Source organism: Brevundimonas poindexterae (genome assembly GCF_020524625.1).
GTDB classification, from domain to species: Bacteria; Pseudomonadota; Alphaproteobacteria; order Caulobacterales; family Caulobacteraceae; genus Brevundimonas; species Brevundimonas poindexterae_A.
On the sequence record NZ_JAIVLL010000006.1, the window covers coordinates 28,656 to 53,453 of the forward strand.

At 68.4% G+C, this 24,798-nt stretch carries 20 protein-coding genes; 12 read left to right on the forward strand and 8 right to left on the reverse strand.

Annotated elements, in window-relative coordinates; translation table 11 throughout:
* Window positions 1-101: 101 nt before the first annotated feature.
* Both LC068_RS13485 and rarD read left to right on the forward strand, forming a co-directional pair.
* A complete protein-coding gene (locus LC068_RS13485) occupies window positions 102-1,148 on the forward strand; it encodes an aspartate-semialdehyde dehydrogenase (RefSeq protein WP_226638049.1) in 1,047 nt (348 codons plus the stop codon).
* Window positions 1,148-2,071, forward strand: a complete 924-nt coding sequence (gene rarD / locus LC068_RS13490; protein ID WP_209120035.1) for an EamA family transporter RarD — start codon at window positions 1,148-1,150, stop codon at window positions 2,069-2,071. Before LC068_RS13485 ends, rarD begins: the two co-directional genes overlap by 1 nt.
* Here the strand turns inward: rarD and hisN are convergent.
* Together hisN and LC068_RS13500 are read right to left on the reverse strand one after the other, a co-directional pair.
* A complete protein-coding gene (hisN, locus tag LC068_RS13495; protein ID WP_226638051.1) occupies window positions 2,068-2,853 on the reverse strand; it encodes a histidinol-phosphatase in 786 nt (261 codons plus the stop codon). The two genes, rarD and hisN, sit on opposite strands and share 4 nt — an antisense overlap.
* 41 nt (window positions 2,854-2,894) lie before the next feature.
* Window positions 2,895-3,284: a helix-turn-helix domain-containing protein gene (locus LC068_RS13500; protein WP_404825221.1), complete on the reverse strand. Its 390-nt coding sequence runs from the start codon at window positions 3,282-3,284 to the stop codon at window positions 2,895-2,897.
* Window positions 3,285-3,472: 188 nt separating this feature from the next.
* On the opposite strand from LC068_RS13500, the gene LC068_RS13505 reads away from it, so the two are divergent.
* On the forward strand, window positions 3,473-3,715 hold the full coding sequence (locus LC068_RS13505) for a GlsB/YeaQ/YmgE family stress response membrane protein (protein WP_226638053.1): 243 nt from the start codon (window positions 3,473-3,475) through the stop codon (window positions 3,713-3,715).
* A 77-nt stretch (window positions 3,716-3,792) separates the two neighbouring features.
* Here the strand turns inward: LC068_RS13505 and typA are convergent, their stop codons facing one another.
* The 5 genes from typA to LC068_RS13530 form a co-directional block, all read right to left on the reverse strand.
* Window positions 3,793-5,625 (reverse strand): translational GTPase TypA, encoded by a 1,833-nt coding sequence (typA, locus tag LC068_RS13510; RefSeq protein ID WP_226638055.1) that lies wholly within the window; start codon window positions 5,623-5,625, stop codon window positions 3,793-3,795.
* A 171-nt stretch (window positions 5,626-5,796) separates the two neighbouring features.
* Window positions 5,797-7,851 (reverse strand): OPT family oligopeptide transporter, encoded by a 2,055-nt coding sequence (locus tag LC068_RS13515; protein ID WP_226638057.1) that lies wholly within the window; start codon window positions 7,849-7,851, stop codon window positions 5,797-5,799.
* Between the two features lie 131 nt (window positions 7,852-7,982).
* On the reverse strand, window positions 7,983-9,407 hold the full coding sequence (locus LC068_RS13520; protein ID WP_226638059.1) for an ArnT family glycosyltransferase: 1,425 nt from the start codon (window positions 9,405-9,407) through the stop codon (window positions 7,983-7,985).
* A gap of 41 nt (window positions 9,408-9,448) precedes the next feature.
* On the reverse strand, window positions 9,449-10,273 hold the full coding sequence (locus tag LC068_RS13525) for a phosphatase PAP2 family protein (protein ID WP_226638061.1): 825 nt from the start codon (window positions 10,271-10,273) through the stop codon (window positions 9,449-9,451).
* Between the two features lie 338 nt (window positions 10,274-10,611).
* Window positions 10,612-11,409, reverse strand: coding sequence for a LytTR family DNA-binding domain-containing protein (locus LC068_RS13530; RefSeq protein ID WP_226638064.1), 798 nt, complete (start codon window positions 11,407-11,409; stop codon window positions 10,612-10,614).
* A gap of 113 nt (window positions 11,410-11,522) precedes the next feature.
* Between LC068_RS13530 and mutM the strand changes: the two genes are divergently transcribed.
* The 9 genes from mutM (at window position 11,523) to gyrB (ending at window position 21,648) form a co-directional block, all read left to right on the forward strand.
* Entirely contained in the window at window positions 11,523-12,386 is an 864-nt protein-coding gene (gene mutM, locus LC068_RS13535) for a bifunctional DNA-formamidopyrimidine glycosylase/DNA-(apurinic or apyrimidinic site) lyase (RefSeq protein WP_226638066.1), read from the forward strand.
* 3 nt (window positions 12,387-12,389) lie between these two features.
* Window positions 12,390-12,932 (forward strand): DUF1697 domain-containing protein, encoded by a 543-nt coding sequence (locus LC068_RS13540; RefSeq protein WP_226638068.1) that lies wholly within the window; start codon window positions 12,390-12,392, stop codon window positions 12,930-12,932.
* A 42-nt stretch (window positions 12,933-12,974) separates the two neighbouring features.
* Window positions 12,975-13,775, forward strand: a complete 801-nt coding sequence (locus tag LC068_RS13545) for an enoyl-CoA hydratase-related protein (RefSeq protein WP_226638071.1) — start codon at window positions 12,975-12,977, stop codon at window positions 13,773-13,775.
* Window positions 13,776-13,891: 116 nt separating this feature from the next.
* On the forward strand, window positions 13,892-14,161 hold the full coding sequence (gene rpsT / locus LC068_RS13550; protein ID WP_209120025.1) for a 30S ribosomal protein S20: 270 nt from the start codon (window positions 13,892-13,894) through the stop codon (window positions 14,159-14,161).
* A gap of 490 nt (window positions 14,162-14,651) precedes the next feature.
* Window positions 14,652-16,100, forward strand: coding sequence for a chromosomal replication initiator protein DnaA (gene dnaA / locus LC068_RS13555; protein WP_319002528.1), 1,449 nt, complete (start codon window positions 14,652-14,654; stop codon window positions 16,098-16,100).
* 190 nt (window positions 16,101-16,290) lie between these two features.
* Entirely contained in the window at window positions 16,291-17,409 is a 1,119-nt protein-coding gene (gene dnaN / locus LC068_RS13560) for a DNA polymerase III subunit beta (protein WP_226638073.1), read from the forward strand.
* Between the two features lie 3 nt (window positions 17,410-17,412).
* Window positions 17,413-17,829: an SseB family protein gene (locus LC068_RS13565; protein WP_226638075.1), complete on the forward strand. Its 417-nt coding sequence runs from the start codon at window positions 17,413-17,415 to the stop codon at window positions 17,827-17,829.
* Between the two features lie 98 nt (window positions 17,830-17,927).
* Entirely contained in the window at window positions 17,928-19,061 is a 1,134-nt protein-coding gene (recF, locus tag LC068_RS13570; protein WP_226638151.1) for a DNA replication/repair protein RecF, read from the forward strand.
* A 157-nt stretch (window positions 19,062-19,218) separates the two neighbouring features.
* Complete coding sequence (gyrB, locus tag LC068_RS13575) at window positions 19,219-21,648, forward strand: DNA topoisomerase (ATP-hydrolyzing) subunit B (RefSeq protein WP_226638078.1); 2,430 nt, start codon at window positions 19,219-19,221, stop codon at window positions 21,646-21,648.
* On the opposite strand, the gene LC068_RS13580 is transcribed toward gyrB, so the two are convergent.
* A complete protein-coding gene (locus tag LC068_RS13580) occupies window positions 21,645-24,773 on the reverse strand; it encodes an ATP-binding protein (RefSeq protein ID WP_226638079.1) in 3,129 nt (1,042 codons plus the stop codon). The two genes, gyrB and LC068_RS13580, sit on opposite strands and share 4 nt — an antisense overlap.
* Window positions 24,774-24,798 lie beyond the last annotated feature (25 nt).

Genomic DNA, 24,798 nt, shown 5'->3' on the forward strand with positions numbered 1-24,798 from the left:
GGGGAATGATTACATGGGCACCGTACCCCGCATCCCCCACCCTGCCCTTGAGCAGCGCGCGTCCGTGGCGCGCGCGCAGGGCGTCCGAAGGACAGACCATAATGGGCTATCGCGTCGCCGTCGTAGGTGCCACCGGCAATGTCGGCCAGGAAATGCTGAACATCCTGGAGGAGCTGAACTTTCCGGTGTCGCAGCTGCACGCCATCGCCTCGCGCAAGTCGCAGGGCGTCGAGGTGGCCTTTGGCGAGAAGACCGTCAAATGCGAAAATCTTGAGACCTTCGACTTCTCGAAGGTCGATGTGGTGCTGATGAGCGCCGGCGGCGACGTCAGCCGCGAATGGTCGGAACGGATCGGCAAGGCCGGCCCGATCGTCATCGACAACTCCTCGGCCTTCCGCATGGACCCGGACGTGCCGCTGATCGTGCCGGAAGTGAACCCGGACGCGGTCAAGGATGCGCGGAAGAAGAACATCATCGCCAATCCGAACTGTTCGACCGCCCAGCTGGTGGTGGCGCTGAAGCCCCTGCATGACGCCGCGAAGATCAGGCGCTGCGTGGTCTCGACCTATCAATCGGTGTCCGGCGCGGGCAAGGAGGCCATGGACGAGCTGTGGACCCAGACCAAGGCCATCTATGGTCTGGGCGACGCCACGCCGAAGGTCTTCCCCAAGCAGATCGCCTTCAACCTGATCCCGATGATCGGGGCTTTCCGCGACGACGGCTATACGGATGAGGAAGCCAAGATGTGGGCCGAGACCCACAAGATCCTCGATCCGGAGATCAAGCTGACCGTCACCTGCGTGCGGGTGCCGGTGTTCGTCGGCCATTCGGAATCGGTCACGGTCGAGTTCGACCGTCCCATCTCGCCCGATGAGGCCCGGGAGATCCTGCGTGAGGCGCCCGGCGTGCTGGTCGTCGACAAGCAGGAGGCCGATGGCTACGTCACTCCGGTTGACGCAGCGGGCGACTTTGCCGTGTTCGTCAGCCGGATCCGCAAGGATCCGACCGTCGAGAACGGCCTGAACCTGTGGGTCGTGTCCGACAATCTGCGCAAGGGCGCGGCGCTGAACGCCGTCCAGATCGCCCAGCTGCTGGACGAGACCGGCACCATCAAGCCCGCTGACGGCTATCGCGGCCTGACCGTCTGATGACGACGGCCGCGCCGGACGGTCGCGCCGCCCTGCTGGCGGGGTTGGGGTGCTATGTGCTGTGGGGGCTGTCGCCCCTGATCTATCAGCCCATGGGTGCGGCGGGGGCCGATGCCTTCGAGATCATGGGCCACCGGGCCGTCTGGGGCGTGGTCTGGGCCGCGGTGCTGGTCGTCTGGGCCCGGCAGTCGGATCAGGTGAAGGCCGCCTTTGCCGATCGCCGGACACTGGGCTGGCTGATCCTGTCGACCACGCTGATCGCGCTGAACTGGGGCCTGTTCGTCTGGGCGGTGAACCACGGCCACACGCTGGAGACCAGCCTCGGCTACTATCTGAACCCGCTGTTCAACATGGCGCTGGGCGCATGGCTGTTCCGCGAGCGGCTGAGCCGGGCGGGACTGGTGGCTATTGCGCTGGCGGCCACGGGCGTGGCCCTGCAGGCCGTGGCGCTGGGCCGGCTGCCGATCATCTCGCTGACGCTGGCGGTGTCGTTCGCCGCGTATGGGGTCATCCGGAAGCGCGTGCGGGCCGAGGCCCAGGCGGGCCTGTTTGTGGAATGCCTGATCATGGCGCCCTTCGGTCTGGCCTGGCTGATCTGGCTGCAGATGCAGGGCACGGGCGTGTTCTTCGACAGTCCGAACGCGGCCTTCTGGCTGGCCATGGCCGGGCCCGTGACGGTCGGCCCACTGGTGCTGTTCTCGTGGGCGGCCCGACGGCTGCCGCTGACGACCATCGGCTTCCTGCAGTTCATCGCCCCGACGATCAGCTTCGTCATCGGGGTGAGTCAGGGTGAGGAGTTCACTTGGCTGCGCGGGGTGTCGTTCGGCTTCATCTGGCTGGGGGCCGCTGTCTTCCTGTGGGCGGCGTGGCGGCGCGCTCGCCTGTCGCGCAAGGCCCTGGAATCGCAGGCCGAGCCGGTCTAACCGACCGCGCGGCGCAGCGTCAGGAGCGCCTGATCCGTGAGGGCGGCATCGCCCACAGCCAGAATGCGGCCGTCGTCACGGGGCGTTTCACCCAGCCAGTCGGTGACCCGCCCGCCCGCGGCCTCGATCAGGGCGACCAGGGCCGTCCAGTCCCAGGGCTTGAGACCCGTCTCGGCCACCAGATCGATGTGGCCCGAGGCCAGCATGGCATAGGCATAGGCGTCGCAGCCCAGCCGCGCGAGGCGGGCGGTCGCGCGGACCTGTCGCCAGCCGCCCAACTCGGCCCCGGTGAAGATGTCTGGGTCGGTGGTGGCGATGACGGCATCATTCAGTTTCGGGCAGGGGCGGGTGGCGATCGGCGTCTCGGCTCCGCGCGTGACGCAGCGCGCGCCGGACGGACCGCCGAGGAAGACTTCGTCGAGATAGGGCTGGGCGACGGCGCCCACCACGGGGCGTCCCCGATGGGTCAGGCCGATCAATGTGGTCCACAGCGGCAGGCCGGCGACGAAGGCGCGGGTGCCGTCGACGGGATCCAGGACCCAGACATAGTCGGCGTCCGGGCGGTCGGCGCCGTATTCCTCGCCGACGATGCCGTGGTCGGGAAAGTGCGACTCGATCAGGCGTCGCATGGCCGCCTCGGCGCCCCGGTCGGCCTCGGTCACCGGGTCGAAGGCGCCCGGTTTGCCCTTGTCCTCGGCGGCGGCCCCCGTGCGGAACAGGGGCAGGGTCACGTCGGCGGCGACGCGAGCGAGCTCGAGGGCGAAGGCTTCATGTGCGGTCATGGGTGGGCGGCATACAGACGCCGCCGCCCGTCGTCACCCATTTAAGCTACGGCGTCGCCTTCAGAATGCAGCGACTTGGCCAGATCCAGCAGGCGACGGCGCGGACGCTCGCCCAGCTGATAGTAGGCCTGGATCAGGTCGAGGGTTTCCTTGCGCGAGAACATCTCGCCTCCGGCGCCGCCGGCGGTCTCGCTGCGCTCCAGCGCCTCGGTCAGGCCGTCGTAGAAATAGCTGACGGGCGTTTCCAGCGCCTCGGACAGCTGCCACAGGCGGGCGGCCGAGATGCGGTTGGCGCCGCACTCATACTTCTGGATCTGCTGGAAGCGGATGCCGACCTGGGTGGCCAGCTGCTGTTGCGTCAGGCCCAGAAGGCGGCGGCGGCGGCGCAGGCGGCGCCCCAGGTGAAGATCGATGTCAGTGGCCATGGCCATTTCCCCATGTTGCGACCTGTCCCGAAACGGAACGGCTCGCCCTTCACGCGGCAAACCTCGTGCCGGGGTCGCGTGACGGGGGAATGACGGCGGTATGCGAATCCCGATGGGGCGCGGCCTGCATGCAACCCGGGGGCAGGGGCGCGCATTAAAGGTTCAGCTTGGACGCTCTAAGGAAGGAAGCTCACATGAATATCATTTTCTGGATCATCGTCGGTATCATTGCCGGCTGGCTGGCTGAACAGATCATGGGCCGCAGCCACGGCCTTCTCACCAATCTGATCGTCGGTATCGTGGGTGCCGTGATCGGTGGTGTCCTGGCCAATGCCCTCGGCTTTGCCTGGGGTGGCTGGATCGGTTCGACCATCGTCGCCACCATCGGCGCCATCATCCTGCTGTTCCTGCTGGGACTGGTGAAGCGTCGCGCCTGATCGGCTGACGATCTGAAAACAGAAAGGGCGGCTCCCTGCGGAGCCGCCCTTTTTCATGTCCGGAAGGAACGCCAGCCCTATTCGGGGCGGACGCGCTTCTTGCGGAAGCTGGGATTCAGGACCTGCTTGCGCAGGCGGATCGACTTGGGCGTCACCTCGACCAGTTCGTCCTCGTCGATATAGGCGATGGCCTGTTCCAGGCTCATGACGCGCGGCGGGGTCAGGCGCACGGCCTCGTCCTTGCCGGCGGCGCGGACGTTGGTCAGCTGCTTGCCCTTGATCGGGTTGACGTCGAGATCGTCCCAGCGGCTGTTCTCGCCGATGATCATGCCCTGATAGGTGCGCTCGCCCGCGCCCACGAACATGACGCCGCGGTCCTCGAGGTTCCACAGGGCGAAGGCGGCGGTTTCGCCATCCGAGTTGGAGATCAGCACGCCCTTCAGGCGGCCGGCGATCTCGCCCTTGTGCGGTTCATAGTGGCTGAAGACGCGGTTCAGCACGCCCGAACCGCGCGTGTCGGTCAGGAATTCGCCCTGATAGCCGATCAGCGAGCGCGACGGGCACATCAGGCTGATGCGGGTCTTGCCGGCACCCGAGGGGCCCATGTCCTTCAGCTCGGCCTTGCGGGCCGACAGCTTTTCGATGACCACGCCGGTGTATTCGTCATCGACGTCGACGACGACTTCCTCGATCGGCTCCAGCCGCTCGCCGTTCTCGCCGGTCTTGTAGACCACGCGGGGGCGGCTGATGGACACCTCGAAGCCTTCGCGGCGCATGTTCTCGATCAGCACGCCCAGCTGCAGTTCGCCGCGACCGGCGACCTCATAGGCGTCGGCGCCCGGGGTCTGGGTGACGCGGATGGCGACATTGGCCTCGGCTTCTTTCAGCAGGCGGTCGCGGATGACGCGCGACTGGACCTTGTCGCCCTCGCGGCCGGCCAGCGGGCTGTCGTTGACGCCGACGGTCATGGAGATGGTGGGCGGATCGATCGGCTGGGCGTCGAGCGCTTCGGTGACCTCGAGCGCGCACAGGGTGTCGGCCACGGTGGCCTTGGCCATGCCCGCGATGGCGACGATGTCACCGGCCTCGGCGCCCTCGTCGATCGGCTGGCGCTTCAGGCCCCGGAAGGCCAGCACCTTGGTGATGCGGCCCTGCTCGATCATCTTGCCGTCGCGCGACAGGGCCTTGATCGGCATGCCGGGGATGGCCTTGCCGGACTCGATGCGTCCGGTCAGCAGGCGGCCCAGGAAGGGGTCGCTCTCGATCAGCACATTGAGCATCTGGAACGGCTTGTCGGTGTTCTCGGCAACGGCGGGCGGCGGCACATGGTCGACGATCAGGTCGAACAGGGGCGCGAGGTTGTCGTTGGGCTTGTCCAGATCCAGCGTCGCCCAGCCGTTGCGGCCCGAGGCGTAGATGTGGGGGAAGTCCAGCTGTTCCGGGGTGGCGCCGATGGCCTCGAACAGCTCCATGGTCTCGAGGTGCACGCGGTCGGGATCGGCGTGGGCGCGGTCGACCTTGTTGATGCAGAGGATGGGGCGCAGGCCCATCTTGAGCGCCTTGGTCAGCACGAATTTGGTCTGGGGCATGACGCCCTCTTCGGCGTCGACCAGGATGACGCAGCCGTCGACCATGCCGAGGATCCGCTCGACCTCGCCGCCGAAGTCGGCGTGGCCGGGGGTGTCGATGATGTTGATGCGGGTCTCGCCCGCCTTGCCGTTCCACAGGACCGAGGTGGCCTTGGCCAGGATGGTGATGCCGCGCTCGCGCTCCTGATCGTTGGAGTCCATGGCGCGCTCGGTGGTCGCCTCATTGGCGCGGAACACGCCGGACTGGGCCAGCAGCTGGTCCACCAGGGTGGTCTTGCCGTGGTCGACGTGGGCGATGATGGCGACGTTGCGAAGGTTCATGGAGCTATCAGACGTGCAGGGCGGCCGGCAGATGCGGGCCGCAGGGTGAGGGCGACGGTGCGGGGAGCGCGCGCCTCATACAGGTCCGGGCGACGAAAGGCCAGCCGTCGCCGGTTTTCATTGCCGGGGAGGAGGGGCCCCGGCGCCGCTCCGGACGCCAAGGCCCTTGGATCAGACTTTCGCCGAGCGTCCGCGGACCCAGCTGTAGAGCGCAAAGGTCAGGACGACGAAGGCGACAATGCCCGCAGTCATGGCCGGCCAAGCGCTGCCCTCGGGCAGCAGGGCCAGTGGCGCCTCGTTGCGGGTGGCGACGATGATGCCGGCGTAGATGACGCCGAACAGGCTCTCGCCGACGATCAGGCCGGACGCCAGCAACACGCCCATGCGCCGCGCCACATCGGCAAAGCGGGTGCCCGAGACGGCCCGGTCATACAGCCAGCCGCAGACGGCGCCCACGACCAGCATCATGGTGACGGCGGCCGGCAGGTAGAAGCCGATGCCGACGGCCAGCGGCGGCAGCTTGATCCGCCCCTTGCTGGCGCCCGACAGCACGATGTCGAGGACGATGATGACGACGCCGATCAGGGCGCCGAGGCCGATCAGGTCCCAGCGCAGGTCGCCGCCGATCACGCCGCGGGCGAGCGCCGAGATCAGGGTGGCTTGCGGGGCGGCCAGGGGCTGGTTGGCGATGCCGGGAGGGCCCCCCTCGAAGCCGAACGCGCCGTTCATCTGGTTCAGGATGAAGGGGATGACCAGGGCGCCGGCGACCACGCCGACGATCAGGGCCGTCTGCTGGCGCCAGGGGGTGGCGCCGACCAGCTGGCCGGTCTTGAGGTCCTGGAGGTTGTCATTGGCGATGACCGCGACGGCAAAGACCACGGCAGTGACGATCAGGGCAAAGGCGATGATGGCGGGATCGGCGGGCACGCCGGCCACGGCCATGACGCCCAGCATCAGCACCGAGGCGATGACGATGGCGAGGATGCCGACGCCCGAGACCGGGCTGTTCGACGAGCCGATCAGGCCGGCCATATAGCCGCAGATGGCCGCCACGGCGAAGCCGATCAGGGTCACATAGACCAGCCCGCCGGCGACCAGCATGGCGGTCGATCCGGCCAGAACCGGCGTGGTCTGGGCGAACCAGGCCAGCACGGCGGTGATGCCGGCGAGCGCGGCCAACGACAGGCCGCCGACGATCCGGATCGGAATGTCCTGCTCGGTGATGTCCAGGGCCATGCCCTCATTGCGGCGGGCCTGGGCGGCCAGCGCCGAGGTGAGGCCGCCGATCAGGGGGCCGGCCAGCTTGATCAGGGTCCAGATGGCGGCCACGCCGATCACGCCGGCGCCCATGAAGCGAACCTCGCGGCTCCAGACGGTCCCGGCCAGCTCCTCGGCGGACACGCCCGCAGGCAGGGTGCCGGCGATCGAGGGAATGCCGTGGGCGGTCAGCCAGGCGATGGTGTCGGGCGAGGTCAGGATCGGCACGGCGATCGCCCAGGCCAGGATCAGGCCGAACAGCTGGGCCAGACCAACCGACAGGCCGATCAGATGGCCCGCGCCCAGCAGGGCGAACTGCATGCCGAAGCCCATGCCCGTCGCGCCGCCGCCCAGGGCGGCCGGCAGTTTGAAGTAGCGGGCGGCTTCTCCGGCAAAGGCCCGGGCGGCGATCAGCCAAGCATAGACGGCCGAGACCACGGCGCCGACGACAACGACCAGCAGGCCGGCCTTGTTCTCGCGGACGGCGCTTTCGGTCTGCTGGGCGCCGCGCGAGCCGACCTTCAGCACCTCGGCGGCGGCGACGCCTTCGGGGTAGGGCAGGCCGCCGCCGGTGACGAGCGCCCGTCGCAGCGGGATGGAGAAGGTCACGCCCAGAATGCCGCCGAAGATGCAGATCAGGGTCGAGATCCAGAAGGGGAATTCCAGCCACCAGCCGATCATCACCAGCCCGGGCAGGACGAAGATGATCGAGCTCATCGCGCCGCCGACCGAGGCGACGGTCTGGACGGTCATGTTTTCCCAGATGGTCGAGGTGCGGAAGCCGCGCAGCAGGGCCATGGAAATGACCGCCGCCGGAATGGCCGAGGCGAAGGTCAGGCCGACCTTGAGCCCCAGATAGGTGTTGGCGGCGGTGAAGATCACCGCCAGTACGCAGCCCAGCACGAGCGCGCGGAGCGTCAGTTCAAGGCGCCGGCGCTTTCCGGACGCGGAAGTATCGATGTCGGTCATGATGGTCCCCTCGTTGAGGGGAACCTAGGCCCGGGAAGCGCCTCCCGACAACTGGATTTGCAGACCGCCTGGCCTCCTCCGTCGCAAAAGGCCGGGGCGGGTCGGACCTCAACGCTCCGGGGTCGAAACCGTCAGGGGGCGTCCGGGGTCGGCGCCGGCCCCGAGGTGCACGGGGCCGGTCGACTGGCGGCCCCGCCGGTCACCACGAACAGATGGCGCGTCCGGCGGCCGATCCGTCCGGTCCTCACCGTGACGGGGGCGAGGCGGCGTGCGGCCGGAAGGCGATCCATGTCAGGGCAGGCCGTAGCCAGCAGGGCGGGGCGCCCTGCGTCGGCGGCGTCCAGCGCGCGGGTCATCTCATAGTAGTTGGCCGGCCCCTGCCCCTCCGGGGTCGGCCAGACGCGCACCTGAAGGGGACTGTTCCGAAGGTAATAGGTCAGCTGGGCGGCGTCGGCCCGCGTCTCGGCGATCACGGTGCTGACCCCCTGTTCCCGTGCCTGCCTTGCGACCGCCCGGGACAGGTCGGACCAGCCGCGGACCTGCCTGTACGGCTCGCTCCCGGACACGCCGACCCGGTCCGGCCAGGCATCTCCCACCAGCAGCAGAGCCTGAAGCGCCACCCCGAGAAGAAGCCCGACCGGCCAGAGGGGGAGGCGCTGCCGTGCAAACAGCAGCCCACTGAGGACCCAGACCGCGATCAGGGCCGTGGCCGCCCAATTGGCATGGGCCCGACCCATAAAGGCCAGCACCGTCAGAGCCAGCAGGACCGGCAGCGACAGCGCCAGCAACAGCCGCTCGTCCGGGCGGAGCGTCGAGCCGCGGGCGGCCTCCATGGCGACCGCCGCCAATGCCACCGGCCCGGCCAGAAGGAATTGCGCCGCGATGAACTCAAGGCCGCTGCCGACGTCCAGCGCCAGACCCTCGCCCCGGGCATTGTCGGCCGTGTGCTGAAGGGTGACGGCACCGTTCAGGGCGTTCCAGGCGAGGTTGGGACTGAAGATGAACAGACCGGCGGCCAGGGCCAGCCAGACGTCGGGCCGCCGGAGGGTCCGTCGGCTGTCAGCGTCGACCAGCGCGGCGATCGCCAGACAGGGCAGCAGATAGGCCATGGCATATTTGGAGAGCAGGCCGAGGCCGAAGGACACGGCCATCAGGGCCAGCCAGCCCCGGCCGCTCCCCGCCCGGAGCCGCAGGAAGGCCAGCACAGCCAGCGCCCAGAACATCAGCAGCGGTGCGTCGGTCGAGGCGATCCGCGCCGAGAAGGCTGCGCCGGGGGCCAGCAGCACGCCGAGGCCCGCCCACCACGCCGCCCTGCGTCCGCCGAGGGTGGCGGCGGTGGCCGAAACAGCGAGGGCGGTGATCGCCCAGCTCAGGGTCGAGGGGGCACGGACGCAGGCCTCGGTCGATCCGCACAGGGGCTCGGCCGCAGCGATCATCCAGGCCAGAAATGGCGGCTTGGAAAAATAGCCCCAGGCGAGGTTCTGGCTCCACGCCCAGTATTGGGCTTCATCGACATAGAGGTCGGTCCGGGCGGTCCACAGGCCGATCAGGCGCACGGCGGTGAGGGCCGCGACAGCGCCAACCAGGCCGAGAGGGATCAGGCCAGGGCGGGATCCCCCTGCCGCGCGCGACGTCTGCGCCGCGCCCGGCGCGCCGCCAGGGGGCAGTGGAGCATAAGGCGATGTAGAAGGCAGAGAACCAGAGCGGTGATGGCCCATGACAACACAATGTCCGACAGGAAGTGACCGCCGAACACCAGGCGGTTGAACGACAGGGCGGCCGCGTAGGCGAAGGCCGCCGGGATCAGGATGGCGCGCCACGGTTGCGGCGTCATGACGACCGCTGCCGCCGCAATCCAGGCGGCGGAAGAGGCCTCGCCCGAGACAAAGGAACAGTTGGAGGCGCACTGGTCGGTCATCGCCCAGGCCCGGGTGAAAACGGCCTCGCCGCCGAATGTGTCGATCTGGATCGGGCGGGCCCGGCCCCAGCTGGACTTGAACAGGCCGTTCACGACCAGACCCGAGGCCATAGCCAGGCCGGCGATCAGGAACAGCGCCTTCCTCGCCTCGCGGCGACGGGTCCACACGCCGCGCACGGCAACGACGAGTAACGCCAGCAGGACCAGACCCATGACCCAGGTCGACGACCGGCGCAACGCCTTCAGCGCCGGGTGAGAGGCGGCGACGAACCCTTGATCGGCATCGAAGAAGACCTGGCTGACGGCAAGATCCACGCCCGGAAGCAGGACGAAGAAGGCCGACAGGATGACGGTCGCGACGAGGGCGACGTGCACGGGCGAGGCGGTGTCGATGCCTGCGGCCCACGACAGCCTGAGCCGCTGGATCTCCCGGCGCAGGCCGTGCGGGGTTCCGGTCCATCGACCGGCCGGGGCCGCTCCGGACACCGTCTCCACATGCGTCATCGATTTCCCCGAACCGGACGTCGCCCGGGGAATGCGAATGCCTGACTCGTGCGGCGCCCGCGTCACCGATCCGTGTGGGCCCGGTGTCGTTTCGGCGCCGGTTCTGTTGCAGGCCGTCCCGGATCGGACGGACGGCGGGGACAGGTTCAGCGTGTCCGCGGGTCGCGGACTCATGGGTAGGAGCTCATCGGTCTTGCCGTCCGGGCTGGCGCTTGCGGTACGGGAAGCACTGATGAGGGAGGCCGGGAGACCCGGCTAACGCCAATGCACGAACGGTCGTCCTGGCTGCACGAGTGGCGCGATCAGGGCACGAAAGTCGCGCCCGGCCTCACGAAAGGTCAGGCCCGCGCGAGGTTGGCGGCCACCTCTGCCCGCCGGTTTCGCGCCACCGGCAGGGTCAGACCGTTGGACAGACGCACGGTGGTGCGGCCCCCCTCCCGCGTCACCTCGGCGACGAACGCCGGGTCGATCCAGTGCGAGCGATGGATGCGGACCCCGGCGTCGGGACACAACTGCTCAAGGGCCTCGCCGAAGCCCTGCAGGATCAGGCTGTCGCCCCTCGTGGTATGGACCCGCAGATAATGCAGCTCTGCGCTCAGGGCGATGAGTTGCCCCCGTCGACCCGGCGGCAGCCGCCGCATGAAATCCGGCTCCGCGCCCTGACCGTTGCCCTCTGGCGTTGACGGGGGCGCCGGCTCGGACAGGCGCAGAAACCGCACGGCGTTCAGGCCCAGCCAGACCAGGGTCGCCGGGGCGGCGAGGCTGGCCCATTCCTCGATCAGCCCGACCCAGGTCCAGCCGCTCGCTTCGGCGGGATCGAGGGGGCCGACCATCAGATGGTCGAGCAGCAGCGCTATCGGCGTCAGAACGGTCGACGCCAGGATTCCCGCCGCCAGGATTGCGGCCCAGGGGTTGGCCTTGGGCGCGACATGGCGGGAGACGAGGACCTGCGCCCCCTGTGCGAGCGCGAGGAACAGGAAGACATGCGCGCCCCAGAAAGCGATCAGCGCGGGCACACTCAACACCTGCGTCGGCGTCGGCTCCAGAAAGACGAACAGGGCGGTCAGGCCTGCGCCCGCCGTGGCCAGAAAGCCGGGCCATGTGCGCGTCGGGTCGATCCGCTCAAGCAGGGTCATGGCCGAGAAATACCACCACTGCCCGGCAAGCCAAGCGACAGACTGCCCTTTCGGCGTGTCGCTGTCGCCGCCCGTCTGCTAGGGACCGGGCAGTTGTTCCGAAGGCCCATGCGATGCCCGAACTTCCCGAGGTCGAAACCGTCAGGCGGGGTCTGGAGCCGGTGCTGGCCGGGGCCACCCTTGGCCGGGTGCGCCAGAACCGCGCCGATCTGCGCTTTCCGTTCCCCGACCGGTTCGCGGACCGGCTGGAGGGGGCGACCGTGCTGTCGGTCGGGCGCCGGGCCAAATATCTGCAGCTGCCGCTGTCGACGGGCGAGACCTGGGTGACCCATCTGGGCATGACCGGGCGGTTCACCCTGGATGGCGATCCGCTGGGGGAGTTCGAGACCGATGCCCCGGCGCGCGGGCCGCACGAACATCTCAGCCTGTGTGCCACGCGAGACGGAACGGCCACGCGGGTCGGCTATGCCGACGCGCGCCGGTTCGGCTTCATGGGCCTGATCCCGACCGATGAGGTCGAGGCGCATCCGTGGTTCGCCGGCCTGGGCCCCGAGCCGATGGGCAACGGCTTTTCTGCGGATCATCTGAAGGCCCGCTTCAGGGGCCGCAATCAGCCGGTCAAGGTGGCCCTGTTGGACCAACGGCATGTGGCGGGGCTGGGCAATATCTATGTGTGCGAGGCGCTGTGGCGGGCGCAGATCTCGCCCTTTGCCGCGTCGGGCAGCCTGTCGGCCGCGCGGCTGGAGCGGCTGACGGTCGCCGTGCGCGATGTGCTGGCCGAAGCCATTGCGGCGGGCGGATCGACCCTGCGTGACTTTGCCAATGCCGAGGGCGGGCAGGGCTATTTCCAGCACCGCTTTGATGTCTATGGCCGGGAAGGAAAGCCCTGTCGCCGCAATGAAGACCATCCGGTCATCCGGCGCGAGGTCCAGGGCGGTCGCTCGACCTTCTGGTGCCCGGCCTGTCAGAGGAGGTAGGGCGTGGACCAGCGCATCATCCTGTTTCGCGGCATGAATACCGGCGGGGTGCGGGCGCCCGTGGCCGAGCAGCGGGCCATGGCGGCGGAGATGGGGCTCGGCAACCCGCGCACGCTCCTGGCCAGCGGCAATCTGGTGGTCGAAAGCGACCGCGATCCCGCCCGGCTGGAGGGCGAGGTTGAGGCGGCCATGGAGGCCCGGTTCGGTCTGAAGGTCGCGGTCATGGTCCGGACGCTCGCCGACTGGCGCAGCCTGATCGACGCCAATCCCTTTGGGTCCGAGGCCGCGGCCGAACCCTCAAAGGTGCTGGCCATGGTGATGAAGGCAGGGGTCAAGGCAGACGCGCTCGAGGCCTGTCGCGCCCTGGCCGAGGGTGGCGAGCGGGTCGAGGCGGTGGGCGACGTCCTCTATCTCTGGTTCCCGGAGGGTCAGGGCCGATCAAAGATGGCCGAGAAGGCCACGCCCCGCCTGCTGGGCATGGGGACCGGGCGCAACTGGAACACGGTGCTGAAGCTGGGCGCCATGGTCGGGCTATCGCCGGACTGACGGTCTTTGGTAGGAAGGCGCCGGATTCAGAAGGAGTGCCCCATGACCGACGCCGCGACCGACACCTATGACACCCTGGCGATCGAGCGCCACGACGACGGCTATGCGGTGGTGACGCTGAACCGGCCCGAGGCGCTGAATGCGCTGAACTCGGCCCTGTTTCGCGATCTGGCGGCCTTTCTGGACGCGGTCGAGCACGATGATACGGTGCGTTGCCTGATCCTGACCGGCTCGGGCGACAAGGCCTTTGCGGCTGGGGCCGACATCAAGGAGATGGCCGACCAGACCTATGCCCAGATGTATACGGCCAACTTCTTTGCCCTCGGCCACGACCGGATCACCCGGTTCAGAAAGCCGATCATCGCCGCGGTCAACGGCTTTGCCCTGGGCGGCGGGTGCGAACTGGCCATGCTGTGCGACTTCATCGTGGCCAGCGAAAAGGCGAAGTTCGGCCAGCCGGAGATCAATCTGGGCGTGGCGCCGGGGATCGGTGGCTCGCAGCGGCTGACGCGACTGGTGGGCAAGTCCAAGGCCATGGATATGGTGCTCACCGCCCGGATGATGGACGCGGAAGAGGCCGAGCGCGCCGGGCTGGCCAGCCGGGTTGTCCCGCACGACACCCTGATGGACGAGGTCCGCAAGATCGCCGCCCGCATCGCCGCCCAAAGCCCGCTGGCGGTCATGGCCAACAAGGAGATGGTCAACGCTGCGCTGGAAACGACCCTGACCCAGGGCGTCCAGTTCGAGCGGCGCCTGTTCCACAGCCTGTTCGCCTTCGAGGACCAGAAGGAAGGCATGGGAGCCTTCGTCGAGAAGCGGAAGCCGGCGTTCAAGGGCCGGTAAGACAGCCGTGTGACTCGCGTTGACCCCTCAAGAGCTTTCCGCTATAGCCGCGCGCTCTTGAGATTTCCGCGCCGTGGACGGGTTCCGCGGCGCTTTCCGTTCAAAGGTTCTGACTGATGGCCAATAACGCCGGTGCCAAGAAGGCGATCCGCAAGATCGAGGCCCGTACCGAAGTGAACAAGGCGCGCCGCACGCGCGTCCGTACCTTCCTGCGCAAGTTCCAGGAAGCCGTGACGGCCGGTGACGCCACCGCCGCCAAGACCGCTTTCGTGGAAGCCCAGTCGGAGCTGATGCGCGCCGTCTCGAAGGGTGTGGTTCACAAGAATACGGGCTCGCGCAAGGTGTCGCGCCTGGCCGCCCAGCTGAAGAAAATTTCTGCAGCCTGAGGCCCGCCGCTTCGGCGGCACGCGGACGGCCCTTAACGCGGCTGTCATGTGAAAACCGAGATATTTCAACGGCGAGACGGGGTTTCCTGTCTCGCCGTTTTTGCGTTCGCCGATAACCGTTCGCAGTGGAATTCGCACTCGCCCGGGTGGCGAAATCGACAATTTCCCAAGCAAGAAACGGCTTTAGCCGAGTCAACAAATTTAACTGCATTTCGGGCCGCGAATCAGCGTTGACGCTCCCCGCCGCCGGAGTAGTTTGGACCTCCATCGCACTTCCATCCCACCACGGATGAAGGCGGCGCGGAACGTGATTTCGTGTCGGCGGGAGATGTCTGATCGAGTGCCTGACCAGGCCCGAAAAGCGCAAGCTTTTCGGGACGGGCGGAGCTTTCCCTGACACCGGGTGACCGGATCGGGGGAGGGCCACAGGGACGCGACGGGGCGGAAGGGCGAACGGGGCTGAGCTTTGGGAAGCGTGATGCAGGGTGGCATGGTGATGGCGAGCGGCGTGACGACGATGACCGATCCGGACCGGATCTGGACCGAGGCGGCTGTGCGCCTGCGCTCGGAAATCGGCGACGGGCCCTTCAGCTCCTATATCGCACCGTCGGCGGTGCGCATGGACGCCTCGGGCCAGCTGGTTCTGGTGACTCCGACCGCCTATGCCCGCGACTGGGTGCGCAAGAATGCCCTGCGCCGCGTGAATGAACTGTGGCTGGGCCTGGACGGGCTGGCGCGCCGTCTGGATGTGCGTTGCCGTGCCGAGATGGGCTCGGTGCCGCCGGCCTCGGCCGGGCAGGGCGCGCCCGCCGCCGTCACGCCTTCGGCCGGCTTTCGCCCGATGCCGGCCCCGACGGTCGGTCCCGTGGCCGACGGTCCTCGGGCCGTGCGCGCCGCCGGGCTGCAGGACCGCCTGACCTTTGACGGTTTCGTCGAGGGGCACGGCAATGCCTTTGCCTTGGCGGTGGCCCGTCAGGTCGCGGCCTGGGCCGATGGCCATTTCAATCCGGTGTTCCTGTGCGGACCCTATGGCTTCGGCAAGACCCACCTGCTGAACGCCATCGCCTGGGAAGCCCAGCGCCTGCGCCCCGAGGCGCGGGTGGTCTATCTGACCGCCGAGCGTTTCCTGTCGACCTTCGTCAAGGCGATGCAGGACCGCCAGACCGCCGCCTTCAAGGATAGCCTGCGCAATGCCGATATGCTGCTGATCGACGATGTGCAGTTCGTCGGCGGCAAGACCTCGACCCAGGAAGAGCTGCTGTCGACCCTGACCGCCCTGATCCAGGACGGGCGCCGGGTTGTGCTGTCGGCCGACCGGCCGCCGCTGGCCCTGACCGAGATCGAGCCGCGCCTGCGCGGGCATATGGCCTCGGGCCTGACCTGCCCGATCGAGCCGGGCGACCGGGCGCTGAAGCTGGCTGTGGCCCGCAACCGTCTGGAGGCCCTGTCGCGTCTGGGCGTGGTGGACGGCACCATCGGCGATGCTGTGCTGGAGCATCTGGTGGATCGGACCCCGGGCTCGATGCGCGAACTGGAGGGGGCGGTCACGACCCTGGCGGCGGTGTCGGGCGGGCGGCTGTCCAGCCTGACGGTCGAGGATACGCAAAAGCTGCTGGGCACGGCCTTGCGCGGCGGACCCGAGCGCCGCATCACCGTCGACGAGATCCAGAAGACGGTGTCCGAGCACTTCAACCTGAAACAGGCCGATTTGCTGAGCGAGCGCCGCACCCGGTCGGTCGCCCGCCCGCGCCAGATCGCCATGTATCTGTGCAAGCAGCACACGACCCGCTCCTATCCCGACATCGGGCGGCGGTTCGGCGGCCGTGACCACACGACCGTCCTGCACGGGGTGCGCAAGATCGACAGCCTGCTGGCCACCGACGAGCAGATCGCGCGCGACGTCGAGACCCTGACCCGCAAGCTGCGCGGCCAGGCCTGAGGCCAGGCAGCACGGTGACCGGGGGCTATCCCCGGCCGATCCACATCCTTATCCACATCCGGGCCCGGGCAGCGGCCGGGCGGAGGGGCCGATATTCACGGCCTTTCTTGCTCTGGCCGCGCGATCCGCTAGTGTCCAAGGCCCTTCATACTCGCGGCGGCCCTGAGTCGCCGCGTCCGGGCGAGACGACATGCAGCTGACTATCGAACGATCCGCGCTCCTTCGGGCTCTCAGCCACGTCCAGAGCGTCGTTGAACGTCGCAACACCATTCCGATCCTGGCCAATGTGCTGCTGAGCGCCGGCCGCGACCGCCTGTCCTTCTCGGCGACCGACCTCGACATGGAAATGGTCGACGAGGCCGAGGCCGTCGTCCAGGTCGAGGGGCAGATCACCGCCCCCGCCCACACCCTGTATGAAATCGCCCGCAAGCTGCCCGAGGGGGCCGAGGTCTCGCTGGCCTATTCGGGAGACGATCCGCGCCTGACGGTTCAGGCCGGACGCTCGAAATTCAATCTGCCGGTCCTGCCGGCCGGTGATTTCCCGGTCATGTCGACCGAGGCGGGCGGCGCGCGCTATGCCCTGTCGAAAGAGGACCTGATCCGCCTGATCGACAAGACGCGCTTTGCCGTCTCGACCGAGGAAACCCGCTACTATCTGAACGGCCTGTACCTGCACACGGTGGCCGAGGACGGCGTGCCCCTGCTGCGCACCGTGGCGACCGACGGGCACCGTCTGGCGCTGGCCGAGACCCCGGCGCCCGAGGGCGCGGCCGGCAGCCCCGGCGTGATTGTGCCGCGCAAGACCATCGATCAGGTCCGCCGCCTGCTGGATGACGGCTCGGGCTCGGTCGAGGTGATCGTCTCGCCGCAGAAGATCCGCTTCGAGTTCGGCCAGGCGGCCCTGACCTCCAAGGTCATCGACGGCGCCTTCCCCGACTATATGCGCGTCATCCCGAAGGGGAATGACAAGCAGGCCGACATCGACCGTGCCGACTTCGCCGCCGCCGTCGACCGGGTGGCCACCATCTCGGCCGAGAAGAGCCGCAGCGTGAAGCTGGCCTTCGAACTGGACCGCGTGACCCTGACGGTGCGCAACATGGAAGCCGGTCAGGGCGTCGAGGAGGTCGAGATCGGCTATTCCGAAGAGCCGTTCGAGATCGGCTTCAACGCCCGCTATCTGCTGGATGTCTGCGGACAGATCACCGGCGAGACCGCCGCCTTCAAATTCGCCGACCCGGCCAGCCCGACGCTGGTCCTCGATCCGGGCGATCCGGGCGTGCAGTATGTGCTGATGCCGCTGCGGGTCTAGGGCGTGCAGTCTCCCCCGCCCGAAGAGGTCGGCGCGCCGCTGGAAGCCGCGATCGCCGCGGCACAGGATGGCGGAAACCTGGATGACCTCGCGGCGGTGTTCATGCGGGCGCAGGTGGTCGTCATGCTTGCAGAAGACCCGGGGCCCGAGCCGCAGACCCTGTCCCCGCTGACGGTATCGACGCCGCAGGGCCACCCTGCGCTGGTCGTCTTCACCACCGCCGGCAAGTGTGCCGTCTGGGCCCCCAATGCGCCGCAGTATCCCTATGCTCGTCAGGTTCGTGCCGACTGGGTCCTGGATGTGGTCGGCGAGGACTACGGCGTCGTCGTGAACCCCGGCCACACCCTCGGCTTCAGCATGCCGCCCCACGGCGTGGCCCGGATGAAGGCGCGGGGCACCGCGTCGGGTCAAAGCGTCTAGGCCTGCCCTCTGCGGCTTGGGCGGGCCCTCAATAGGGACTAGGGAAGGGGGCGGACGCCCTTGAGCCCTCCGTGCCTCACCAGCCCCTCGTCGAAGCCTTGATCACCGCCCTCACCCTCACCGATTTCCGTTCGTACGGGACCGCGCGGCTGGAGCCGGGGGCCGGCCCTGTGGTGCTGCATGGGCCGAACGGGGCGGGCAAGACCAATCTGCTGGAGGCGCTGAGCCTGCTGACGCCCGGCAAGGGGCTGCGCGGAGCGACGGCGGCCGAGATGGGGCGCCGCGAGCCGGGCGAGGCCTCGGGGCGGCCCTGGGCGGTGGCGGTCGAGCTGGACGACGATACCCGTCTGGGCACGGGCGTACCCGGCGGCGGTGCGGCCCGGCGGATCGTGCGCATCAATGGCGAGACGGCCCAGCCGGGGCGGCTGCTGGAATATCTGCGGCCGGTGTGGGCGACCCCCGATCAGGACCGGCTGTTTTCCGATGCGCGGGCTGACCGGCTGCGCTTCTTCGACCGGCTGGTGTTTGCGGCCCTGCCCGACCATGCGGCGGCCGTGGCCGCCTATGACAAGGCGCTCCGCGAACGGCTGAGACTGCTGGTGCAGGCCGCCGATGGCGGAGAGGCCGATCCGCTGTGGCTGGATGCACTGGAGGGGCGGCTTGCCGAGGCCGGGGCGCGGATCGCCGAGGCGCGGGTGGCGGCGCTGGTGACCCTGCAGTCGGCCATCGACGGGCGCGGCGACCGGCCCTTCCCCCAGGCCGATCTGGGGCTGGCGGGCGAGGCCGAGCAGCAGATTGCGTCGGGTGCGGCGCCGGCCGAGGTCGAGGCCTTCCTGCGCGAGGGACTGGCGCGGGCGCGGGCCCGCGACGGGGCCGCCGGACGTTCGCTGTTCGGGCCGCACCGGACCGACCTGACCGCGCTTCACCGCGAGAAGAACCGCCCGGCGGCCGAGGGGTCCTCGGGGGAGCAGAAGGCGCTGGTGCTCAATCTGGTGCTGGCCCAGATCACGCGTCTGGCGCACCAGACGGCGCGGTCGATGCTGCTGCTGGACGAGGCCCCGGCCCATCTGGATGCGGCGCGCCGCGCGGCCCTGTTCGACGAGATCGAGGTGCTGGGGCGCGAGCACGGCCTGCAGGCCTTCATGACCGGCACCGAACGGCCCCTGTTCGAGGGTCTGGAAGGCCGCGCCCGGTTCGTGCGGGTGGCCGCCGGAGGACTTGCGGAGGACTGAATTCCGGGGGCGTCCGCAACGCCCCTTTTCCTCGCAATTCCCGGCGAATTTCCTATATATTTAGCCGGTTCGATACGGGGCAGATTCGTCTGGCCACCCTTCCGTGTCCGCCCCTGTTTTTCAGGCCCGCTCGCCGGGCGTCTCATCGACCGACTTCATGACCGATCCGACTGCCGACATGCCCGAATACGGCGCAGATTCCATCAAGGTTCTCAAGGGACTGGATGCCGTTCGAAAACGGCCCGGCATGTATATCGGCGACACCGACGACGGCTCGGGCCTGCACCACATGGTCTATGAGGTGGTCGACAACGCCATCGACGAGGCCCTGGCCGGGCATGCCGATCTGGTCCAGGTGATCCTGAATGCCGACGGATCGGTCACCGTGACCGACAACGGCCGGGGCATTCCGACCGACATCCACGAGGGCGAGGGCGTCTCGGCGGCCGAGGTTATCATGACCCAGCTGCACGCGGGCGGTAAGTTCGACCAGAATTCCTACAAGGTATCGGGCGGCCTGCACGGCGTGGGCGTGTCGGTGGTCAATGCGCTCAGCGACTGGCTGCAGCTGAAGATCTATCGCAACGGCAAAGCGCACGAGATGCGCTTCGAGCGCGGCGATACGGTCAAGTCGCTGGAAGTGACCGGAGACGCCCCGATCCGCGAGGACACCGGCAAGGCCCTGACGGGCACCGAGGTGACCTTCTATCCGTCGGTCACCACCTTTTCGCACATCGACTTTGACCTGAAGACGCTGGAGCACCGGCTGCGCGAGCTGGCCTTCCTCAACTCGGGTGTGGTGATCAAGCTGACCGACCGGCGCCATGCCGAGCCGGTCGAGATCCTGCTGCACTATGAGGGCGGGGTGGAGGCCTTTGTGCGCCACCTGGACAAGTCGAAGTCGCCGATCCTCAAGGACGTCATCGTCATCCGGGGCAAGAAGGAAGGCATCGAGCTGGATCTCGCCCTGTGGTGGAACGACAGCTACCACGAGACCATGTTGTGCTTCACCAACAACATCCCCCAGCGGGATGGGGGCACCCACCTGTCGGCCTTCCGCGCCAGCCTGACGCGCGTGATGGGCAGCTATATCGAAAGCTCGGGGCTGGCGAAGAAGGAGAAGGTCTCGGTCTCGGGCGAGGATGCGCGCGAGGGCCTGACCTGCGTGCTGTCGGTCAAGGTGCCCGACCCCAAATTCTCCAGCCAGACCAAGGACAAGCTGGTGTCGTCCGAGGTGCGCCCGGCCGTCGAGGGCCTGTGCAGCGAGGGACTGGCGACCTGGTTCGAGGAGCATCCGGTCGAGGCCAAGATGGTCGTCGCCAAGATCGTCGAGGCCGCCGCCGCGCGCGAAGCCGCCCGCAAGGCCCGCGACCTGACCCGGCGCAAGTCGGCGCTGGAAATCTCGAGCCTGCCCGGCAAGCTGGCCGACTGTCAGGAACGCGACCCGGCCAAGTCGGAATTGTTCATCGTCGAGGGTGACTCCGCCGGCGGTTCGGCCAAACAGGCGCGCAACCGCGAGAACCAAGCCGTCCTGCCGCTGCGCGGCAAGATCCTCAACGTCGAACGTGCCCGCTTTGACCGGATGCTGTCGTCCGACCTGATCGGCACCCTGATCCTGGCGCTGGGCACCGGCATCGGGCGCGACGACTTCAACATCGACAAGCTGCGCTACCACAAGATCGTGCTGATGGCCGACGCCGACGTCGACGGCGCCCACATCCGCACCCTGCTGCTGACCTTCTTCTACCGGCAGATGCCCGAGCTGATCGAGCGCGGGCACGTCTTCATTGCCCAGCCGCCGCTCTACAAGGTGACCAAGGGCAAGCAGAGCCGCTACCTCAAGGATCAGGCCGAGATGGACGCCTATCTGATCGAGGAAGGCATTTCGGACGCCACCCTCGACCTGCCCGACGGCGTGCGCCGCGCGGGCATGGACCTGCAGGGCGTGGTGCGCGAGGCCAAGGCCTTCAAGGCGGGTGTGGACCGGCTTTCCCAACGCGCGCCGGCCTTCGCCATCGAACAGGCGGCCCTGGGCGGCCTGTTCGCCGAGAACGCCGATCTGGATCAGGCCGTGCTGGATCGCGTCGCGGCCGGTCTCGACCGCTATGCCGAGGAAGGCGACGGACCGTGGTCCGGGGCGCCGGGCGATCAGGGCGCCGTGGTCTTCAACCGGGTGCGTCGCGCCGTGGCCGAGACCATTGTGCTGGAAGAGGCGCTGATCCGCTCGCTGGACGCCCGTCGTCTGGCGGACCGGGCGCGGGCCTTTGACGGCCTGTTCAACACCCTGGCGACCTTTGTGCGCAAGGACCGCAGCACCTCGGTGCGCGGGCCGCTCGACCTGCTGGCCGGAGTGCTCGAGGCCGGCCGCAAGGGTCTGTCGATCCAGCGGTACAAGGGTCTGGGCGAGATGAACCCCGACCAGCTGTGGGAAACCACCCTGGATGCCAATGCCCGTACCCTGCTGAAGGTGCAGATCAATCAGGCGGACGAGGCCGACGATCTGTTCGCCAAGCTGATGGGCGATGTGGTCGAGCCGCGCCGCGAGTTCATCCAGGAAAACGCGCTGGACGCCGCCGTCGACGTCTAGTCGGCGTCGCTCGCGGCGTCGATCTGCTCCAGAAGGGCCTTGCCGAGCTTGCGCAGGGCGGGGATGTCCGCGCCCTCCAGCGCCGCCCGTTCCAGGCGGATGGCGGCACCCGACAGGTCGCTGAAGCCCAGACTGCCCGCGGCGCCGGCCAGCTTGTGGGCCAGGCGGCTCAGGGCGGTCCTCTGGTCCGGATCGTCCAGCTGGCTCAACGCCGTCACGAGCGTCGGGCGGACTCCGGTCAGGTGATACCGGTAGCGGGTCTTGAGCGCCTCATAGGCCGGATCCTGCTCCAGGTCCGCTGACGCCTTCCTCGTGTCACGCGGTGCACCACACAGGCGGTCGGTGAGGGCGATCAGCTTTTCCATATCGACCGGCTTGCCCAGATGGTCGTCCATGCCGGCCTCCAGACAGGCGTCGATCTGGGCGGGCAGGACGTTGGCCGACAAGCCGACTATCGGAATGTCCCCGGCCCGTCCCGGCAGGGCGCGTATGGCGCGGGTGGCGGCCAGGCCGTCCATGCCGGGCATGTGGACGTCCATGAGGATCAGGTCCCAGGCCGGGTCGGCCGTGATCGTGGCCAGGGCGTCCTCGCCGGAGGCAAAGCCCGTCACGGTGTGGCCCGCCTTGCCGAGACCGATCTCGATCAGCTCACGGTTGGTGTCGACGTCGTCGACGACCATGACCCGCCCGCAAGGCGCGGCGCCGCGCGGACGGGGCGTCGCCGCCGGGGCCTTGAGGGCCTCACGGGCCGCGCGCTCGGCCGGAAGCTCGAGGGTGACGCGGGTGCCCTTGCCGACCTGGCTCTCGAGGGTGATGTCGCCGCCCATCAGTCGTGCGAGCGACCGGCTGATGGACAGGCCGAGGCCCGAGCCGCCGAAGGTCCGCGAGATGGAGGCGTCGGCCTGGGAGAAGCTGTCGAAGACGGTCTCCAGCCGTTCCGGCGGGATGCCCGGCCCGGTGTCGTCCACGACCATGCGCAGCCGGCCCTTGCGGACGGACCAGGTGACCTTGACCGACCCGCGCCGCGTAAACTTGGCGGCATTGCCGATCAGGTTCAGCAGGATCTGCCGGATACGGTCGTCGTCGCCCAGATACAGGGTACCGGTCGATCGTTTGAACGGCGTTGTGATGGCCAGAGCAGGATCGGGATAGGCGGCGGCCACGAGGTCGACGACCTCGGCCACCAGCTGACCGGGATCGAAGGGGCGCACCTGGACCGACATCATGCCGGCCTCAATGCGCGAGAAGTCGAGGATGTCGTTGACGATCGACAGCAGGGCCCGGGCGGAGGTCTGGATACGGGTCGCATAGCCGCTCGCCGGAGGCTCCAGCTTCTCCTTGGCGAGCAGGTCGGCAAAGCCGATCACGCCGTTCAGCGGCGTGCGGATTTCGTGGCTCATGTTGGCCAGGAACTCGGTCTTGGCCCGGGTCGCGCTCTCGGCGACCGCGGTCGCCCGGGCGAGGGCCTCCTCGCGCTCGCGCCGGTCGCTGACGTCGCGCACCGTATCGATGAAATCGATGATGTCGCCCCTGGCGTCCCGGGTCACAGTAGGCCTGGCTTCAAGCCAGACGACCCGACCGTCCCGATGAAGGGCCCTGTATTCGACACTGAACGGTTGCTGGGACGCCAGACCCTCACGCCAGGCCGCGAGCACGTGCTCGACGTCGTCGGGGTGCAGGAGGGTGAAGGTCGGCTTTCCGATCAGTTCTTCGGGGCTGTAGCCGAGCACCGTCGTGATGGAGGGCGAGAGATAGGTGAAGACCGAGTCCCGACCGTAACGCGCGATGATGTCAGACGAGTTGTCGGCCAGGAGGCGGTAGAGCAGTTCCTGCTCGCGGGCCCGCTCGAGCAGCTCGTGGTCCACCGTCACATCCTTGAACACCCCAAACAGGGCATCGATCTCGCCGGTCGGTGTCAGTCGCAGTTCACCGACAGAGCGGACGCGCACGATCTCTCCCGACGGTCGCATCAGGTCCGCATCGAGCTGCCAGCCGGTCCGCTCGGCGATGGCCCGCTGGATCACCTCGGCAAAGCGCTGGCGATGCTCCGGCAGGAAGGGAGCCAGGGTGTCCTGGGTGACGGGATCGTAGGTCTCGGGCGTAACTCCGTAGATCCTGTAGACCTCGGGCGACCAGAAGACCTCGCCCGTCAGGGGACGGAATGACCAGTAGCCCACCTGACCGATGCGTTCGGCCAACTGGGCCTGCTGGATCATGAGACGTTCGCGCAGGGACCGTTCGGCGAGGCGCGACTTCGCGCCCCTGAACCGTTCGGTCAGGTCCCGCCGGTGCGCCGCCGACGCTCCCACGGTCAGCGCCATCAAGGCATTGGCCGCGAGGAAGACCTGAAGCACCAGCACGCGGACCTGTGGTCCCCCGTGAAGGGTCGGCCCGCCGTGCACCAGCATCGTCGGGCCGCGGTCGGCGAGCGTGAAGGCGATCGATATCAGGGCCACCACAACCATGCCGACGGCCGCCCCCGCCAGCCCCTTGCGAATGGCCACCAGAACCAGGGCGGGCGGAACCAGGAACAGGAGCGGAAACCGCGACTGCGCAAAGACCAGCACCGTCATGACGATGAGCAGTATCAGCTCGGGGCCGAGAGCCAGCCGCTGCCAGAGGTGAGTCTCGCGGGTCGGAGGCGACAGCAGCACCCAAAGGATCGGCACATGGATCAGCAGGCCGAGAAGGTCTGCGGCGAACCAGATGGTCGCCTCCTGAAGGGCCGGGACGCCGCTTCCGACCTGCTGAAGCAGACACAGGGCGATCAGGGTCGAGATCATGCAGGCCACGATCGTCGCCGCAACAAACCGCACGATGGAGGACCGGCGCAGCAGGCGCACGCTTCGTCGCCAGGTCATGGCAAAGGCGACGACGAGAATCTCGACGAGGTTCGCGACGACGAACAGACTGCCCGTGACCAGATCGTCGCCGGCCATCACATTGGCTGCAGAATTGCCGACCAGCAGGGCCCCGAGGATGCCGGACCATTCGCGGCGCGGCGCCCGCAGCAGGAGCACGAGGAAGACGGCATTGACCGGCCAGATGGCGGCGGTGCGCCCAGCCTCGCGCGTCAGGGTGATGGAGAGGTGGGCTAGGCCCCAGGCCACGGCCGCGAGCAGCACCAGCCAAGCCGCCTGGCGCAGGGCG

Coding starts and splice junctions, on each gene's coding strand:
- LC068_RS13485 (WP_226638049.1), top strand. CDS start 102: ATGGGCTATCGCGTCGCCGTCGTAGGTGCCACCGGCAATGTCGGCCAG.
- rarD (WP_209120035.1), top strand. CDS start 1,148: ATGACGACGGCCGCGCCGGACGGTCGCGCCGCCCTGCTGGCGGGGTTG.
- hisN (WP_226638051.1), bottom strand. CDS start 2,853: ATGACCGCACATGAAGCCTTCGCCCTCGAGCTCGCTCGCGTCGCCGCC.
- LC068_RS13500 (WP_404825221.1), bottom strand. CDS start 3,284: ATGGCCATGGCCACTGACATCGATCTTCACCTGGGGCGCCGCCTGCGC.
- LC068_RS13505 (WP_226638053.1), top strand. CDS start 3,473: ATGAATATCATTTTCTGGATCATCGTCGGTATCATTGCCGGCTGGCTG.
- typA (WP_226638055.1), bottom strand. CDS start 5,625: ATGAACCTTCGCAACGTCGCCATCATCGCCCACGTCGACCACGGCAAG.
- LC068_RS13515 (WP_226638057.1), bottom strand. CDS start 7,851: ATGACCGACATCGATACTTCCGCGTCCGGAAAGCGCCGGCGCCTTGAA.
- LC068_RS13525 (WP_226638061.1), bottom strand. CDS start 10,273: ATGACGCATGTGGAGACGGTGTCCGGAGCGGCCCCGGCCGGTCGATGG.
- LC068_RS13530 (WP_226638064.1), bottom strand. CDS start 11,409: ATGACCCTGCTTGAGCGGATCGACCCGACGCGCACATGGCCCGGCTTT.
- mutM (WP_226638066.1), top strand. CDS start 11,523: ATGCCCGAACTTCCCGAGGTCGAAACCGTCAGGCGGGGTCTGGAGCCG.
- LC068_RS13545 (WP_226638071.1), top strand. CDS start 12,975: ATGACCGACGCCGCGACCGACACCTATGACACCCTGGCGATCGAGCGC.
- rpsT (WP_209120025.1), top strand. CDS start 13,892: ATGGCCAATAACGCCGGTGCCAAGAAGGCGATCCGCAAGATCGAGGCC.
- dnaA (WP_319002528.1), top strand. CDS start 14,652: ATGGTGATGGCGAGCGGCGTGACGACGATGACCGATCCGGACCGGATC.
- dnaN (WP_226638073.1), top strand. CDS start 16,291: ATGCAGCTGACTATCGAACGATCCGCGCTCCTTCGGGCTCTCAGCCAC.
- gyrB (WP_226638078.1), top strand. CDS start 19,219: ATGACCGATCCGACTGCCGACATGCCCGAATACGGCGCAGATTCCATC.